The following is a 16413-nucleotide window of genomic DNA, read 5'->3' on the forward strand; positions in this document are numbered from 1 at the left end:
TCAGTGACTGCGCTTCAGGCAGAACCATGCAGCGATACTCAACACCAGCGCCAGCCATTCGCTGATATAGATCTGCAGTACCGTGGCATTGTAGGCCTGTTCCACCAATACTCCCCAACTGCGGGCAGCCACCAGGCCGGCATAGGTGAATACCAGTAATAGCACGCCTGCCGGCGCATAGGGTTTGCGCAGTGCGCATACCAGCAGAAAAGCGCCAAAGGCGAGCATGAAACCACCGTATACCGACCTCAACTCTGTATACCCCATATCTGAGCGCAAATCGACGCCGACGACTTCAAACCAGCCCGCGACATCGGAGACAAATAACCACCCTACACCCAGGTAGATCAGTCCATTCAATGCCAGCAAGGCCGGGGGAAACAAACGAGCCAGTACATTCATCAGCAATTCCTTAAAATTCAGGGTATTGATTGCACTGCATGATCCAGATAATGACTTTTGGCACTCAGCGCAGGCAGATCCACATGGTATAACGTTTGCCGCAATGCTCTCCACCGAATTCGGGGACACAAGGTGATCCTCGGACATGCCGCAAACGTATAACAACAACTATCGGCCAGCATACCAAAAAGCGCGCCCGGTCGCCGCTTGGTGCATTGCATTGACAAAAACAGCGGATACACTACTCACACGCAAATGAAAGCAGTCACAAGCAAGCGGAGCCTGTCTTGAAAAAACAATATTTGGTAGCTATTGGCCTGGTCATCGTGATCGCGGCATGGATGTTGGTCCCACGAGGTGAGGATGATCGCGATGAGCGCTATGCCAGCACCGACAGCGACAGAACCGTGACCGCCATCGCCGATGATGGCTCTGCCAACGCTTCCTCGGCGGCAGACTTTACTGTCCGCGCCAAACGCTCGCGCCTTGATACCTATACCCAGACGGTCAGTGTCCGCGGCCGGACCCAGGCCTTCCGTCTGGTTGACGTCCGTGCCGAAACCGCCGGTCGCGTAGTTGGCACACCCGCAGCCCGTGGCGCCCGCGTGCAGACCGGCGACGTTCTGTGCGAACTCGCCATCGACACCCGCGAGACTGACTTACAGGAAGCTCTGAGCCGCCAGGAACAGGCCCGCCTGGAGTACCAGGGCGGCCAGGATCTGTTCCAGCGCGAATTGATCTCTCGTTCGGCCCTGGCCCAGCTAAAGACCACTTATGATGCAGCCATTGCTGCCGTAAGCCGGGCCGAGCTGACTCTCGAGCGCACCAAAATCCGGGCACCGTTTGATGGCATCGTGGAAACACGGGCCGTCGAAGTCGGCGCCTACATGGACATGGGCGGACAGTGCGCAGCATTATTCGATGACGATCCCATGTTATTGGTGGGACAGGTGCCGGAACAGGAGGTAAGCAAACTGGAAGTCGGTACCCGAGTGACCGGCATCATGGTGACCGGTGAACGAATCAGCGGGGAGCTGACTTATCTGGCCAGAGCAGCGGATCCGGTTTCCCGCAGCTACCGCATCGAAGTCCGGCTGGAACCGCAGCAAACGCCGATCCGTCAGGGCATCAGCACCGAAATATTGCTGGACGCTGCGCAGATCCGCGCACATCTGGTGCCACCGTCATCAGTGACACTGGATGATGCGGGCCTGATGGGCGTAAAAACCCTGAACAGCGACAACGAAGTTGAATTTCATCACGTACAGATTGTCGGTGAGAGCACCCGCATTGATGAGTCCGGCTTCTGGGTGACAGGTTTACCCGGTGAAGTCACCCTGATCACAGTCGGGCAGGAGCTGGTATTCGAGGGACAAATCGTGAACGCCAATTTTGACTGGTCACAACTATGACATACATCAAAGCCGCCGTTTCTCACTCCAGGACCACGCTCAGTATATTTGCCGTCATCATTCTGGCAGGACTGGCAGCGTACCGCTCCATTCCGGTGGAATTGAACCCGGATGTCACGGTTCCGGTCATCATTACCACTATTATTCTGCCCGGTATTTCGCCGGAAGATGCTGAGCGCCTGTTGGCCAGGCCCAGCGAGATCGAACTGAACAATATTGATGGAATCACTCAGCTGCGATCATTCTCCAGCGAAGGCTCGGCGACCATCATCACCGAGTTTGACGTCAGTTTTGACCCCGACCTGGCGCTGAATGATATCCGCTCGGCACTGGACCGGGCCAAAGCACGGTTCCCACAGAATACCGAAGAGCCGTTGATCCAGGAGGTGTCGGCAGCAACTGTCCCGGTGGTGCAAATCGCGCTTGGCGGCGAAGGTGTGTCTGAACGCGTATTGTTGCGTATCGCTCAAACCCTGCAGCGTCAGATTGAAAATCTGCCCGAGATTCTTACCGCTGATACGATCGGCGCCCGCGAAGAGTTGCTGGAAATAATTGTTGATCCCTCAAAACTGGAAACCTACGGCATTACCAATCAGCAATTGGTGCAGGCCGTGTCTACCAACAACCGCCTGATCCCTGCCGGTACTCTTGACACCGGCAGTGGTGCTTTTTCGGTTAAAGTGCCAGGTCTGATCGAAACTGCCGATGACGTTTTCCAGCTGCCGATAGCGGCCAACGCCGACGGCGTTGTGGTGCTGAGCGATCTGGCAGAGGTGCGCCGTACATTCAAGGATGCCGATCGTTACGCCTACGCCAATGGCGACCGCTCAATCTCGCTGGATGTACAAAAGCGCAAAGGCGCCAACCTGGTAGAGGCGATGGATAAAATCGACCTGATTGTGCAGGACATGCGCACGCGCATACCGCCAGCTGTCGAGATCACATACCTGAACAACACCATCCCACTGGTGATTGAACAGAACTCCGGACTACAGGGCAACATGGCAACGGCCATGGTACTGGTGCTGGTCGTGGTCATTGCCGCCGTTGGCGTGCGTTCAGGCATTCTGGTCGCGCTGGCAGTACCGTTCTCGTTCTTCTTTGCTTTTATTATCATTTCCCTGCTCGGCTTCACCTACAATTTCATGGTGATCTTTGGCCTGTTACTGGGGTTGGGCATGTTGATCGACGGCGCCATCGTCATGGTCGAATATGCCGACCGCAAACTGGCTGAAGGTTACAACCGCAAGGACGCCTTCCAGGAAGCCACCAGCCGCATGTTCTGGCCAATTCTCGCCTCCACAGGCACCACGCTGGCCGCCTTCCTGCCGATGATGTTCTGGCCGGGTGTGGCAGGCGAGTTCATGGGCTACCTGCCGGTGACCGTATTCGCGGTTCTGATTGGTTCGCTGCTTTACGCCCTGGTGTTTGCACCAACCATCGGCTCGCTGATCGGCGGCAAGACCGGCGTGATGGCAGCAGGCGGTGGCAACCAGATAGGCAAGCTTGAAGAGACCCCGCCCGACGACATGCGAGGCATTGTTGGTATTTATGCGCGGATTCTGCGGATGGCTGTCCGGGCGCCCGGGCTGGTTGCCCTTGCCAGCGTGATCACCCTGGTCACCATTGTCTGGGCTTACCTTAATTATGGTCGCGGGGTCGAGTTTTTCACCAGCGTGGAGCCTGCGCAAACCCAGGTACAGGTATTTACCAGAGGCAATTATTCGCCGGAAGAGATTCGCGACATCATGCTTGATGTCGAGTCACGCATCGAGGATATCGGTTACTACAAAAGCATCGTGACTCAGTCTGGTGCCGGTCGCAGCATGGGCGGCGGCATGGGAGCAGCGCCTGACCTGGTAGGCACCATATTCCTTGAATTCACCGACCGGCGCGATCGTGACGTCAATGGCTTTGAAGTTGAAGAACTTTACCGCCAGGCAATTCAGGATATTCCGGGCGTGCGTGCGGAAATTTCGACACCTGAACAGGGTCCGCCCGTTGGCAAAGAGCTGCAAATGGAGTTCTATGGTGAGGATTTGCGCACGCTGATTGCCGAAGCCCGGCGAGTCCGCTCACATCTGGAGAATAATGTCGAAGGCCTGATAGATATCGACGACACGACACCGGTGCCCGGAATCGAATGGCAGATCACCGTTGACCGCGCACGCGCAGCAATGTCGGGCGCCAACATGACGGAAATTGGTACCGCCATCCAGTTATTGACCAACGGTGTCATGATGGGCGATTTCCGTCCTGATGACAGCGAAGAAGAAGTTGAAATCCGTGTGCGTTACCCTGAAGAATATCGGGGTATCGAGCAAATCGACAATATCCGGATCAATACCGCCAGTGGCCTGGTTCCCATCAGCAGCTTTATTACCCGCGAAGCGCTGCCCGGTGTCAGCTCAATCCAGCGGGTTGACGGCAATCGGGTGGTTTACGTACGCGCCAACCCGGCGCCCGGCTACGTTACCAATAATATCGTGCAGGGCGTCGAACAGTGGATGGATGCCAACCCGCTGGCCCCTGGCATCGACTATCGCTTCCGCGGCGCCAATGAGGAGCAGGCCGAATCTTTCGCCTTCCTGCTCAGCGCCTTTGGTCTGGCTCTGGCACTGATGGCTATTCTGCTGGTGACCCAGTTCAACAGTTACTATCAGGCGCTGCTGATTCTGTCTTCTGTGCTTCTGTCTACAGCAGGTGTGTTATTGGGCCTGCTGACCACAGGCCAGACATTCAGCGTAATTCTGACGGGTGTCGGTATCGTGGCGCTCGCCGGTATTATCGTAAACAACAATATCGTTTTGATCGATACCTTCAACTATCTGCGCGCCAAACACATCGACTGGGATCTCCGGGAGGTGATCGTGCAGACTGGTGTGCAGCGTCTGCGCCCGGTGTTCCTGACCACATTTACTACCGGCTGCGGTTTGCTGCCGCTGGCAATGCACGTGTCAATTGACCTGATAGGATCAGAAATCGAGATCGGTGGTCCGATTACATCGCAGTGGGTGAAACTGGCCAATGCAATCGTCTTCGGTTTGTCGTTCGCCACTATCCTGACCCTGATCGTGACGCCAGCCATGCTGGCACTGCCTGATCACCTGCGTCAGCGTCTCAGCCGAATCAGACGCATGTTCAGCAAACGGGAGAATGTTGCCGCAGAAGCGTGAGTTTAAAATGGAACAGTTGTTCGATATCCGGGCGTAATTGTCAGGGGTAGTGACAGCAAACCAACGCTTTGCAACAATTTGTCACCAGCACTTTTTGCGAAAAGTGCCTGTGTTAGTATCAATACCAGTTTATGAGGACGCCCGTTGACGGACATCAGGCGGCCAACTCATGAACCCTCAAGACAGGCGGCGGAACGTCATTCTCTGTTCCCCCCTATCTAACAAGGGATAATATTCCGTTGTCTGTCTTGAACCCCTGCCCTGCCAACACCCAATTCAAGGCCCTGTGCCGGCTTTAATCCTGACGCGCTAGCGATAGGTCCGGTTGGCGACCCAGGCTTCCAGCAGAAACAGTAACAACACTGTCAGCACTATCCACCACCAGATGCGCTGCGGCTGTTCCAGCTCGGCGATCAGTTGTGCCGTGCGCACACCGGCTGCGACACTGGGTGTGGTCTCCGGATTCAGGATCTGGTCATGCAGCACCGTCACATCCACCTGAGCCAGTTCCGCAGCCTCCGCCTCAATATTAACTGCAAAGTTGAGGCCGTTTTCGGTGCGCACAAAGCCCGGCATGCTGGCGCGATAAAACGGGTTGTCGGCGCTGACAGTTTCCGATGTACCATCCGGCACAACCACGTCAAGCTGTGCGGCACCGTCGGCAAATGCCGGGGTCAAATCAACCATATCACCCACCAGCCAGGCACGCTGTTGCAGAGGAGGCTGAATCATATAGGTGAGCGTTTCATGGACAAACGGCAGATACAGCCCCTGCAAGGGGAAGTTACTCCAACCCAGATCGAGTGGCGAGGTGACCAGCATGGTCCGGCCTTCGCCGACGGCACGCTCGAGCAACAGGGGATCACCGGAATCAAAGCGCATCAGCACCTCGCCGCTGTCGACCGGTTCACTGCGCCAGTAGCCCTGAAAGCGCGCACTCCAGTCAACATCCAGCGGACGCAATGCCGGATGACGTCGGTCTACATCGGCAATCAGCAGATAGTCATTAGCCGCCAGCGTTTGTGCGCTGCCCAGTCTGCCCGGCGTCAGATTCGCTAACTGCTGATTAAAGTCGGTCGCGTCAACACGATCACCCGGGGCCAGTAGCAAGCTGCCGCCACTGGTGACAAATCGTTCCAGTGCCTGTTGCGCTGCCCCGACGAAAGCGCCGGTGTTAAGCAGCACCACCGCATCATGCTGATCAAGATCGGTTGCCTCAAACTCAGCCATGGTGACCTGAGTAACCGAGAACGGTGAGTTCTCCATGCCTTCCAGCGCGAGCACAAACCAATGCGCCTCGTCATCGTACCAGTCTGTTGACGGGTCACCATTGACCACGAGTACACGCATCGCCGGCATGACATCGAGGCTGAAGTACCAGCGGTTATCCAGATCAAATGTATCGCCGGCGAGCACCAGCTCACCGGTATAGGCACCACTGCCATCAAGCGCCAGCGGCAGCTCCAGCACAGTCTCGGAACGATCGCCCAGCTCAAACGGCCGTCGCTGCTGCGGCTCACCGTTGACCAGCAGCGCTACTTCACCGCGCTCCAGCAAAACACTGCCGGTACTGCGTACTCTGGCCAGTACCTGTTGCGCTTCCAACAGCCCGGCATCGGCACTGTCCACAGCTTCTGTTTCGCCGCCCGGCGCCCCTGCCTCCCGGTTCATCGCGCTTGCCATCAGCTGCTGCGGCGCACGCACATCAATCAGGCTGAGGTTACTGCTACGCTCATCACCCACATTGACGCCGGAAAAGGAGACACCCGGTGCCAACATCCAGCCAGCATCATTGTCGTCACTGTCGATTCCGCTCATGCCACTGGCCTGGAAATCCGATATCATCACGATGCTACGCTGCTCGTGGCGTGACTGTGTCAGCATGTCATTGGCCAGTCTCAGCACAGGGAAGAATCGGACGCGCTCATACCCGGGGTCTGGCAAATTATCGATAAATGTGCGCAAGCTACTCAGATCGGTGGTCAACTCACGAACTGCCAGTGTCCCCTCGGCAAAACTGATGACGCCGGCTTCATCTCCGGCGGACAGGGTATCCAGCGCCTGCAACGCCTGTTGCCTTGCCTGCTCAAAGCGGTCACCAACCTGCATGCTCAGCGAGCTGTCAATCAGCAGCATGGTTGATTGTGGTTCCGCGTCCAGCAACTGGGCGATAGAACCCTGGTAAAACAAGGGCCGGGCGAATGCGAACACCAACAGACAGATCAGCGCCGCGCGTAGCAGTAACAACAACCACTGCTGGATTTGCTGGAACAGAATCAGCTTCTTGGTTGTCTGCTTCAGAAAGCGCAATGACCCGAACATGATCTTGGGCGGGTTTTCGCGCCGAATCAGGTGAATCGCGATCGGTATCGCGGCAGCCAGTAAGCCAAACAGAAACAAAGGATTCAGAAAACTCATTTATGCGCTCCGGGTTCGCCGTGCCAGATACGAGGCCAATGCCTTGTCCAGTGGCTGCGAAGTGTTGAGCAGGCAATAATCAACGCCGCTGGTCTGGCAACGCTTGCGACAGTCATCCAGATAGGTATTCAGATTCTCCAGATACGCGTTGCGAATGGCGGCCGGCGACGTGATATGGGTTTCGGCTGTTTCCATATCAATAAATTCAGAGGATTCGTTAAAATTGAAATGCAGTTCCTGTTCGTCCAGCACATGAAACACAATCACTTCGTTACCCATCGCCCGCAGTTGCTGCAACGTACGAATACTGGCCTGCTCGTCTGCCAGCATGTCACTGATCAGTATCACCAGGCTCTTACGTTTTAACGTCATCGCCAGCTCGGTGAGCGGGCGCACAATATCGGTTTTGGTGCCGGCAGTCAGCTCGTGCAGGCTGCGCAGAATCCGGATCAGATGCAGCTGGCGGGCTTTCGCCGGAATGTAATCACGTATCTTGTCATCAAAGGTAATGAGGCCTACTGCATCGCGCTGCCGCATGATGAAATAGGCCAGCGCTGACGCAAGCGTGCGCCCATATTCCAGTTTGCTCATGCCATCGGAGGCATATGACATTGAGGCGCTGCTGTCGAGCAGTATGTACGCGCGGACATTGGTTTCATCTTCATACTGCTTGATGTATAACTTGTCGCTGCGCCCGTACAGCTTCCAGTCCACATGTCGCATGTCATCGCCACGATAATAATGCCGGTAATCGGTGAACTCGACACTGAAGCCCCGCTTCGGGCTTTTATGCAGTCCGGCAATAAACCCTTCCACCACCACGCGCGCGCGCATCTCGAGATTGTCGAGCGTGGCCAGTACTGCCGGATCAATAAACGTGTTGCTCTGGGTCATGCTGCATATCCTGCGGCCAGACGTGCCGGCGCTATGGTATTAAGAGTCAGGCCTGCGACTTTCACAGGCCGGGCTCTTTCACGGTCGCCACAACACGGCGTATCAACTCGTCCGGGGTGATACGTTCAGCCTCGGCGTGGAAGTTGAGCTGCAGTCGATGGCGCAGTACCGAGGGCGCCAGCGTGCGGATATCGTTGAATGAGACATTGTATCGACCATGTAACAGGGCCCGCACCTTGCCAGCCAACACCAGATTCTGCGAGGCGCGGATACCCGCCCCCCAGGTAACCCAATCCTTGACGAACTCAGGCGAGTTTTCATTCTGTGGGCGCGTTGCATGCACCAGCCGCACCGCGTATTGGATAACAGACTGTGCCGCCGGCACCTGCCTGGCAATCCTCTGAAAAGCAAGGATGTCTTCGCCGCTCAAGGGATGGGATACGGAGCGGTCAAAGTTGCGCGTGGTATTGCTGACCACCATGACTTCTTCTTCCTCGGTCAGATACCCCAGTTCGATCTTGAACATGAAGCGGTCGAGCTGCGCTTCCGGCAACGGATAGGTACCTTCCAGTTCGATCGGGTTCTGAGTGGCCAGCACAAAGAATGGTTCTGCCATTTTGTGAGTGACACCTGCTGCCGTCACCTGGCGCTCCTCCATGGCCTCCAGCAGGGATGACTGGGTTTTTGGCGGAGTGCGGTTAATTTCGTCAGCTAACAGGATATTGGTGAAGATAGGTCCTTTGACAAAAACCAGTTTGCGTCGACCATCGTTCTCTTCAACAATTTCCGCACCCACAACGTCCGCAGGCATCAGATCCGGCGTGAATTGAATACGGCTGAAATTCAATTGCAGAATATCGGCAACAGTCTTGATCAACAGCGTCTTCGCCAGACCCGGCACACCCGTCACCAGACAATGACCACCGGCGAACAGGGCAATCAACAACTCTTCGATGACAGCATCCTGACCCACGATGACCTTGCGGATCTCGTGCACCATCTGATCCCGGCCCTGCTGCATTTTTTTCACCAGTGCCAGATCGTCCTGATCCTCCAGGCCTGCAGTCGGATGCTCGGTAATGATATCGGTGTCACTCATGGTTTTGTCCTGCCTCTAGTGTGTATATGCGTAAATCAGATAATTGATACCCAGCCGGTAAGCTTCGTTGCTCATACTGGTGGGATAGTATTCGTGGAAGGTGTGCTCCCAGCCATCTCCCATGTCGGAATTGAAACTGGCAACTACCATCACGCGGCCTGCATCATCCAGAATGGCATGCACGGATGGTGGATAACGTGGATCGTCGAGCGTCACGCTGCCGTAGTCCCAGGTCACGGCGCGGCCAGGCACCTGCGCGACCTGATCAATATCGTAGAATATGCCAAAGATTTCATGATCCAGGTCCAGCCTTACCAGTTCGCGGTCCGGAAAAATCTTGGCGATCTCGATCAGGAAATCCTGATAATGTGCCTCCCCCCAAAAATCATCCAACATGACAAAGCCGCCACGCAGGGCGAATTCGCGCAGCGCAGCGACCTCGTCAGCGGAAAAATTAGGACCACTGCTCATGCCACCAATCGGCACCCGCTTCATCGTCATGTAGAGAAATATATGCTCAAACAGCTCCGGGTCAGTCAGGTCTATCCAGCGCGTGTTGTAGGTCTGAGCGTCAATAAAGGTATAGCGTTGCACACCTCGCATGAAGTTCTGCTCGGCGTCGGGGAAATCCGTGTCCCACCATCCCCCACGCCGGCCACGACCACCAGGGTAGTTTTCATAACGTCCCCGCAGCCAGGTAAATTCGGGGGTGCCCGGCCCCTCGGCTGATTGCTGGCCGGACGCCACCCCGGTATCCGGAAAGGCCTGGTTCTCCCGGCGGAAGCGACTGAAATCAAAATCCGGTGGCAGCGCGACGCCGGGCCTGGGCGATGGCTGCGCGTCTGTCGACGAGGGTTCCTGCGCCAGCGCCGGCAAGGCTGACAGTAACATCAGCGCGGTCAGCGCCGATCGCATCGTCAGTGAACTGAGTACTCGTCGCAGCCTCATGGCTCAGTCTTCCTCCTCACCAGCAACTGCCTGCAACAGGATACGCTGCGCTCTTTCATAGGTCGGCGCTGTTTCCAGCGCCCGCAGTATCGTCATCCGGGCATCGTCAGATTGACTGTTCTCCAGGTAGGCTTGCGCCAGATTGGTGCGAGCTGCCACCGGATCATTCTGGTCCAGCGTCAGCAGCACTTCATACTCCTGAACACTGCGCTCGGTATCGCCTTGTCGGGATGCCAGTTCAGCGTTTACGCGATGAATTTCCGGCCGGTAAGGATTCACCGCCAATGCCCGATCGATGTAGTACGCGGCCTGTTCCAGGTCACCACTGTCCAGTGCAAACTGCGCCAGAGTCATCGGTGCGTTATAGTCATGCTGCTGATTCTCCAGCATGATCGCCAGCTGCTCTCGCTGTGCTACCTCGTCACCCATGGCTTCATAAATCTGAGCCAGCACCAGCGACGGACTGGGATAACCGGTATAGTCTGGCAGTAACTCATGCGCGGTGCGCAAATGCGTTATTGCCTCCGTGTAGGCTTCCTCACGGAACAATACGATACCGAGCTGCAAATGCGCCTGAAAATCACGCGGCTCACGTTGCACGCGACCCTGCATGTATTGTTTAAGAGACTCGCTGTTGTATAACTCGGCAAGTACGGCGCTGCTGTTCTCCCGGACGCCATGCCCGTGCCCCTCGCCTTCATCGGGACTGTCTTCGGCGTGGACGTAAACGTTGATGTCCGCCACCCGCTGATCAATCCAGGCACGGAAACCGGCATCAAAGGTCTCCATATCAATGCCGAACACGTTAAAGAATTTTTCGCTTTCATCCTTGATCTCGGCGTACTCGTGGATCAGCGCAAGCAGGCTGTCAAAGCCGTATTGCTCGGCGATATACTCCACTACCAGGTAGGATTGAAAATAGGCGAAGCTCAAATCCGCATCGCTGTTGGCGCCGGTAAATCCGTCATTTAGGCTGCCGACCGGCAGCAGACGATCCTGTCGCACGGCACGGATCAGATCCAGGCCCTGACGACGCCCCCACTCAGGTCGTCCCTGGCTCTCTTCCCAGGTGGAAATGCCCTCGGACAACCAGCGCGGCATACGATTTTGTGTCATCTGGAGGGTAAACACATGCACCAGTTCATGCCAGACAATTTCCTGCCAGTTGGCACTGAGCGTATCCGGCGAGATCAGGGTAACGACCTTGCCAAAACAGATACCTACCAAAGGCCCGATATCAGGTAAGCCGACTGAGCGTACCGCGAAATCTTCGGTGCGCTCAAATACCTGGATGACAACCGGCACCTCGGGTTCGAAGCCGTATTTGGCAACAAGCCGGTCCCAGCTGTCTTCCAGCAGCGGCTCCATGTAGGGCCACAGTACACGGGCGTCGCGCTGACTCATATTGACGCGGAAATGTTCACTCTCCAGTGTTGCGTACTCCTCCAACACATCGAACACCTGCAACATATTCGAAGTCAGGACATTGAACGGGTCGTTATCAAAGGCCTGTTCCAGATGCTGTTTACCTTGATCTTCCTCCCCCAACCGCACCAGATTACCGCCCAGCACGGTGTGCGCATGCCAGTTGCGCGGGTCACGCTCGATAGCCCGGCGCGCATACTCCACGGCCTCGGTGAAGCGATAATTGTTGCCCAGAAACTCGGCAATCGAGGCATAGAAATCGGCACTTTCCGGGCTGAAGGCGTTGACACGTTCGCGCAATCGGGCAAACTCCTGCATGTCATCATTCATCGCAGCGCGTGCCGCCAGCGTTGCCAACGCCGGAATGGACTCGGGATTGATCTCCAGTGCCTGAGCCAGAAAACCCAGACCCTCGTCTTCACGACCATTGCGAAGCATCAGGTCACCGAAGGTTTGCAGTGCAGCGACACTTCTTGAATTGGCATCCAGCGCCCGACTCAGATTGCGCTCCGGACTTTCAATTCTGGCCAGGCCGGCCAGTGCTGGCGCGTACCGACGATTGATTTCCAGCGCTTCGTTATAGTTGATCTGAGCGTCCTGATCGTTAAACTTTTCCTGAAACAGGTCGCCCCACAACACCAGAGCCTCGAGATTGTTGCCATCCAGTCTGACCGCCTCACTGAACAGTGCATTGGCATCATGGAACTCATCCAGTTGACGGGCGGCAACCGCCACCATGGCGACATCAGCAGAGTCGAACACCAACCCGCTGTCATAACGCGCCAGTGCAGCGTTGAACTGTATATCAGCGCTATCGCGATCTCCGCGCAGCGCCAGTACCAGACCATACTGCACCAGGGTCCGCACCGGCGGGTTCAGTTGTCCATCCACAACCTCAGCCAGCAAGACCTGGGCCTGTTGTGAACGGCCGGTCATGACATACAGCTCAGCCAGCCGGGTAGCAAGTTGCGGATTGTCGGCAGGCGACGTCACAGCTGGCTGCAATACAGCCTCGGCCTGCCCATACTGTCCTGTTTCCATGTGTGCCCGACTCAGACCCAATGCTGCCTGAGTCTGAAAAAAGTCGTCATCAACTCTGTTGAATACTTCCAGAGCCGCCAGATAGGAACCACGGAGCAGCAATTCATCACCGCGGTCCAGCAACTCCTGCGCCGATGGATTGAGGCCCGTGCCTGGCGCCTGCGCCAGGCTGTTTGCAGGTAGCAGAGCGACCGCCAGTGTCAGCATTAACACAGGGATCCGCAGGAAAGTCTTAAATGTCTGTTTAAGGCAATGCATTATATGTCCTCGTCCGGGTTGCCAGATCAATCAACAGGGCTTCCAGCCGGCGCCAGTATTCGTCCTCCAGGTAGTTCTGTTTTTGATTGCGCAAAATGAAAATCTCGCGTTCGATCGACTGCATGTCTGCGCGCAACGCCTGTGCCTGCGGTGACGTTTTTTCTTCCTGCGGGACGATCACATCAAGATAGGCAATTTCGGCCAGCAGTCCGTCCGCCTGGTTCGGTCCCGGCTCCCGGGAAAAAAGCCCATCACCGGTATCATCAAGCACTGCATTCTCGGTGGCCAGTCGCCCCTGCTCTTCATACCAGCCCGCTACACGTCCCCGGGCATAATTGAAGATTTCCAGCACGGACACGCGGGCGTTGCGGTCCAGGTCGGCGGTGTGGCTTTGCAGACCTTCGATCAGATAGCCGGGGAATATCGGATCATAGCGCTCAGAGGGCGAGCGTGTCGCCGATACCACAACGCGCCCTAATGCTGACAACTCGCGCGAGAACTCAAAGCTGGCACTGGTCGTGTTGATCACTACGATATCCTGCTCGGAGAACCCGTCCAGCATCGCCGCCAGATCGGTGCCGGTCATGTCAGGGCCCACGTTATTGAATTTGGCTGCGCCAAAAGTGCCGGAACCGTGACCGATCATAAACAATGTCACCTGGTCCCCTGCCGATACCTCCTGTTGCAGGTTCGCTAATTCCGCAGCGATGTCGTCCGCACGGGAGCTGCCGCTGACAGCTAAACTTCCGGGGCTCTGGCCGGCATCAAACAGTACGCGGATGTTGCCACTGCTGTATCCGTAATCATCCCTCAGGGTGTCATGCAGGTCCCGCGTCCAGCGCAGAAAGCGCTCAGCTATTGCGTCAGACGCCGCTGCGCCAGTGACGATCACCGCGTACTTTTCGGTATTGACACTTTGCTGAAACCACGGCGTGCTCTCGTCATCCGGCAACTGCGCCTGCAGAGACAATCCCGGTGACAATACCAGCAGCGCCGCCGCGCAAACCTGGTAGACAAAACGCCAGTTCATGACAGCCCCCGGTAACGTCGTGCCATCCAGTCCAGGCTCATCAATGCAATCAGCAGCGCCAACAACCAGGGTTTATCCCAAAGATCTTCCTGTACCTCCATTGAGTAGGCTCCGGGCGAATGTTCAATGTCATCAACCAGTTGTTGTATCTGCGGCAGACTGTAATAACGTCCGCCACTGGCCTCTGCGATACGACCAAGCATACCGCTGTCGAGCCCGGCGTTGTTGTACTCACGCAGCGACGGAGTCACCACAAAAGCCGCCTGCTTCTCGGTCTCGATGCCCGTGCCGGCAGCACTGGCCACATCAACCAGCACACGATAGATACCTTCCGAATCAGCCGTGAACTGGCTACGGTAAACACCATCCTCACTAATATCCCAGCTCATGGCAACATCACTGACGTCCCCCAGCGGGTCGGTTCGCTGCAGATACAACGACGCATTATTGTCAGGTTCATAGCCGGCGTCCAGGACAGTGGCACTGACGTTTACCCGGTCACCCTGGTTATAGAATGCTCTGTCGAAATCAATGGTTACCCGCTCCGGGGCGTCCTGCGCCAGCCAGCGCAGACTTTGACGCCAGATTCGCTGATGTGAGTCATCATCGGAGGGCATCAGCATCTGCCAGCGCCAGGTGCTGGCTGTGGTCAGCGCCATGCTGCGCCCGCTGCCATAACGTTGTGTTGCCAGCACCGGCACCGCCTGATTCTGATACTGCAAAATGGGATGCTCGAGCAGCACACTGGCACCGGGTTTGGGCCTGCCGGTGACATAAACGCCCTGCAATGCCGGCATTTCGCCCCACAGGCGGCGATTGACAGCATCGTCGCTGTCCAGTCGCAGCAATGCTGCAAACTCCCCGGCCGATGTCAGTCGAGGGACGAAAAGCTCTCCGGTAGCGTGATTACCGCGCCGGATACCTCCCTGCAAAAACGTCGGCAACACCTCACTTCGCACCGGCGTCACTGGCAGGATATCGCCAAGAACGGTATCGGCAAACGTATCATCGAGCATGCCCGCGACCAGCAGACCACCGCCGCGTTCAGCAACAAAGTCCTGCAACAGGGTCAATTGCTCATCGCTGAAAAAGTCCCGGTCAATATCACCCATGACGATGGCCTGGTACTGATACAGGTCTTCAGCAGTTTCAGGGAAACCATCACTCAGTTCGGTAGAGGTATTGATACCCTGCCGATAGAAACGGCCGGGGCCCGTTTGCAGATAGGATGCCAGGCGCAGGCTTTCATCACCTTCGGCCGCACGGCGAATGAATTTGAATTCATTACGCGGATGTCCGTCAACATACAGAATATTCAGCGGCGGCCGTTCGCTATTGTCGACCAGAAACTGGTAGCGGTTGTTCTGCAGGATGATCTCCTCATCAAACTCGTCGACCTGCAATTCGTAAAGAATCGGCTCGCGGCGCTCAGGCGAGATTTCCAGCTCATATCGACGACTGCTACCATCGGGTCCCAGCAGGACGGTTTGGGAAGCAACCTCGGTCTCACCATCCATAACCCGCAGGCGCACAGAACGTCCGGCAAACCCCCGCTGCGCCAGATTCACCTGCACATCAAACAGGGTGTTATCCAGAATGGTACTGGCGGCGCTCACTTCTGTGATAGCGATATCCTGTGGAATCTGGGTCTGCCCGACACCCACCGTAAAAATCGGCACTTGCTCTGCACCGAATTCACGGGCGCTGGTCAACGGGTCGGCGCCGGCATTATCGGCACCATCACTGATCAGCACAACGGCACTCAGTGGCAGACCACCCAATTGTTCTCTCACCTGACGCAGCGCCTGATCCAGCCGGGATGCATTGCCGGCGGCGGTCAGCTCGTCGGCACCGGAGATTCGTCGTGCCTGACTGTTGAAAGCAAAGGTTCGCACCTGATAACGCTGGGACAGAGGTGCCAGAATGCCATTGTCGGCATACAACTCGTCGGCGATAACGTCACGTCGACGTTGCTGACCGGCCAGATCAGGGATCTGCATGCTCTGGGAGTCATCTACCAGGACCGCGAGGTAAGTTTCCTGCGGATTGACCTGCCAGGTGGTAATAACAGGGCGCAGCAACATGAACAGCAACACCATGGCTATCAGAGAGCGCAGTGTGACCAGCAATGCTTTCCAGCGCGGCGTCAGCGGCCGGGTGGTTTTGCGATACAGTAGCCAGACCACAACTGGCAAAGCCATGAAAAGCAGGGCTGCCAGCAAGGGATGCGGGCCATAGGCAAAGGAAAACTGTCCGTTCCGGATCGCTTCCATGGTGCTGGCATCAAGAAAAAAACTCATTATGTTGGTG

Annotated in this window: 10 protein-coding genes; 2 read left to right on the forward strand and 8 right to left on the reverse strand. The window is 56.4% G+C overall.

Features of this window, described 5'->3' with window-relative positions; translation table 11 throughout:
• The gene (locus ENH71_RS03315) at positions 1-402 is read right to left on the reverse strand and encodes a DUF4345 family protein (protein ID WP_294133174.1); all 402 of its coding nucleotides are present in this window, start codon (positions 400-402) and stop codon (positions 1-3) included.
• 287 nt (positions 403-689) lie between these two features.
• Here ENH71_RS03315 and ENH71_RS03320 point away from each other — a divergent pair, with 287 nt between their 5' ends.
• Both ENH71_RS03320 and ENH71_RS03325 read left to right on the forward strand, forming a co-directional pair.
• Positions 690-1814: an efflux RND transporter periplasmic adaptor subunit gene (locus ENH71_RS03320; RefSeq protein ID WP_294133178.1), complete on the forward strand. Its 1125-nt coding sequence runs from the start codon at positions 690-692 to the stop codon at positions 1812-1814.
• Complete coding sequence (locus tag ENH71_RS03325) at positions 1811-4990, forward strand: efflux RND transporter permease subunit (RefSeq protein ID WP_294133179.1); 3180 nt, start codon at positions 1811-1813, stop codon at positions 4988-4990. Before ENH71_RS03320 ends, ENH71_RS03325 begins: the two co-directional genes overlap by 4 nt.
• A gap of 309 nt (positions 4991-5299) precedes the next feature.
• On the opposite strand, the gene ENH71_RS03330 is transcribed toward ENH71_RS03325, so the two are convergent.
• The 7 genes from ENH71_RS03330 to ENH71_RS03360 form a co-directional block, all read right to left on the reverse strand.
• On the reverse strand, positions 5300-7408 hold the full coding sequence (locus tag ENH71_RS03330; RefSeq protein WP_294133181.1) for an N-terminal double-transmembrane domain-containing protein: 2109 nt from the start codon (positions 7406-7408) through the stop codon (positions 5300-5302).
• On the reverse strand, positions 7409-8302 hold the full coding sequence (locus tag ENH71_RS03335; RefSeq protein ID WP_294133183.1) for a DUF58 domain-containing protein: 894 nt from the start codon (positions 8300-8302) through the stop codon (positions 7409-7411).
• 61 nt (positions 8303-8363) lie between these two features.
• Positions 8364-9401 (reverse strand): AAA family ATPase, encoded by a 1038-nt coding sequence (locus ENH71_RS03340; protein WP_294133186.1) that lies wholly within the window; start codon positions 9399-9401, stop codon positions 8364-8366.
• A gap of 15 nt (positions 9402-9416) precedes the next feature.
• Entirely contained in the window at positions 9417-10349 is a 933-nt protein-coding gene (locus tag ENH71_RS03345; RefSeq protein WP_294133191.1) for a DUF4159 domain-containing protein, read from the reverse strand.
• Positions 10350-10352: 3 nt separating this feature from the next.
• Complete coding sequence (locus tag ENH71_RS03350) at positions 10353-13022, reverse strand: peptidase MA family metallohydrolase (RefSeq protein WP_294133194.1); 2670 nt, start codon at positions 13020-13022, stop codon at positions 10353-10355.
• 37 nt (positions 13023-13059) lie between these two features.
• Positions 13060-14103 carry a hypothetical protein gene (locus ENH71_RS03355; protein WP_294133196.1) on the reverse strand — a complete coding sequence of 348 codons (1044 nt, stop codon included), beginning with the start codon at positions 14101-14103 and terminating at the stop codon, positions 13060-13062.
• Positions 14100-16403, reverse strand: coding sequence for a hypothetical protein (locus ENH71_RS03360; protein ID WP_294133199.1), 2304 nt, complete (start codon positions 16401-16403; stop codon positions 14100-14102). Before ENH71_RS03360 ends, ENH71_RS03355 begins: the two co-directional genes overlap by 4 nt.
• Positions 16404-16413 lie beyond the last annotated feature (10 nt).

This window comes from Pseudohongiella sp. (genome assembly GCF_011050365.1).
Lineage (GTDB): Bacteria > Pseudomonadota > Gammaproteobacteria > Pseudomonadales > Pseudohongiellaceae > Pseudohongiella.

Excerpts from the sequence above, each read along its gene's own strand:
- ENH71_RS03360 (WP_294133199.1), bottom strand. The coding sequence starts at position 16,403 with ATGAGTTTTTTTCTTGATGCCAGCACCATGGAAGCGATCCGGAACGGA.
- ENH71_RS03325 (WP_294133179.1), top strand. The coding sequence starts at position 1,811 with ATGACATACATCAAAGCCGCCGTTTCTCACTCCAGGACCACGCTCAGT.
- ENH71_RS03345 (WP_294133191.1), bottom strand. The coding sequence starts at position 10,349 with ATGAGGCTGCGACGAGTACTCAGTTCACTGACGATGCGATCGGCGCTG.
- ENH71_RS03315 (WP_294133174.1), bottom strand. The coding sequence starts at position 402 with ATGAATGTACTGGCTCGTTTGTTTCCCCCGGCCTTGCTGGCATTGAAT.
- ENH71_RS03355 (WP_294133196.1), bottom strand. The coding sequence starts at position 14,103 with ATGAACTGGCGTTTTGTCTACCAGGTTTGCGCGGCGGCGCTGCTGGTA.
- ENH71_RS03340 (WP_294133186.1), bottom strand. The coding sequence starts at position 9,401 with ATGAGTGACACCGATATCATTACCGAGCATCCGACTGCAGGCCTGGAG.
- ENH71_RS03350 (WP_294133194.1), bottom strand. The coding sequence starts at position 13,022 with ATGCTGACACTGGCGGTCGCTCTGCTACCTGCAAACAGCCTGGCGCAG.
- ENH71_RS03330 (WP_294133181.1), bottom strand. The coding sequence starts at position 7,408 with ATGAGTTTTCTGAATCCTTTGTTTCTGTTTGGCTTACTGGCTGCCGCG.
- ENH71_RS03335 (WP_294133183.1), bottom strand. The coding sequence starts at position 8,302 with ATGACCCAGAGCAACACGTTTATTGATCCGGCAGTACTGGCCACGCTC.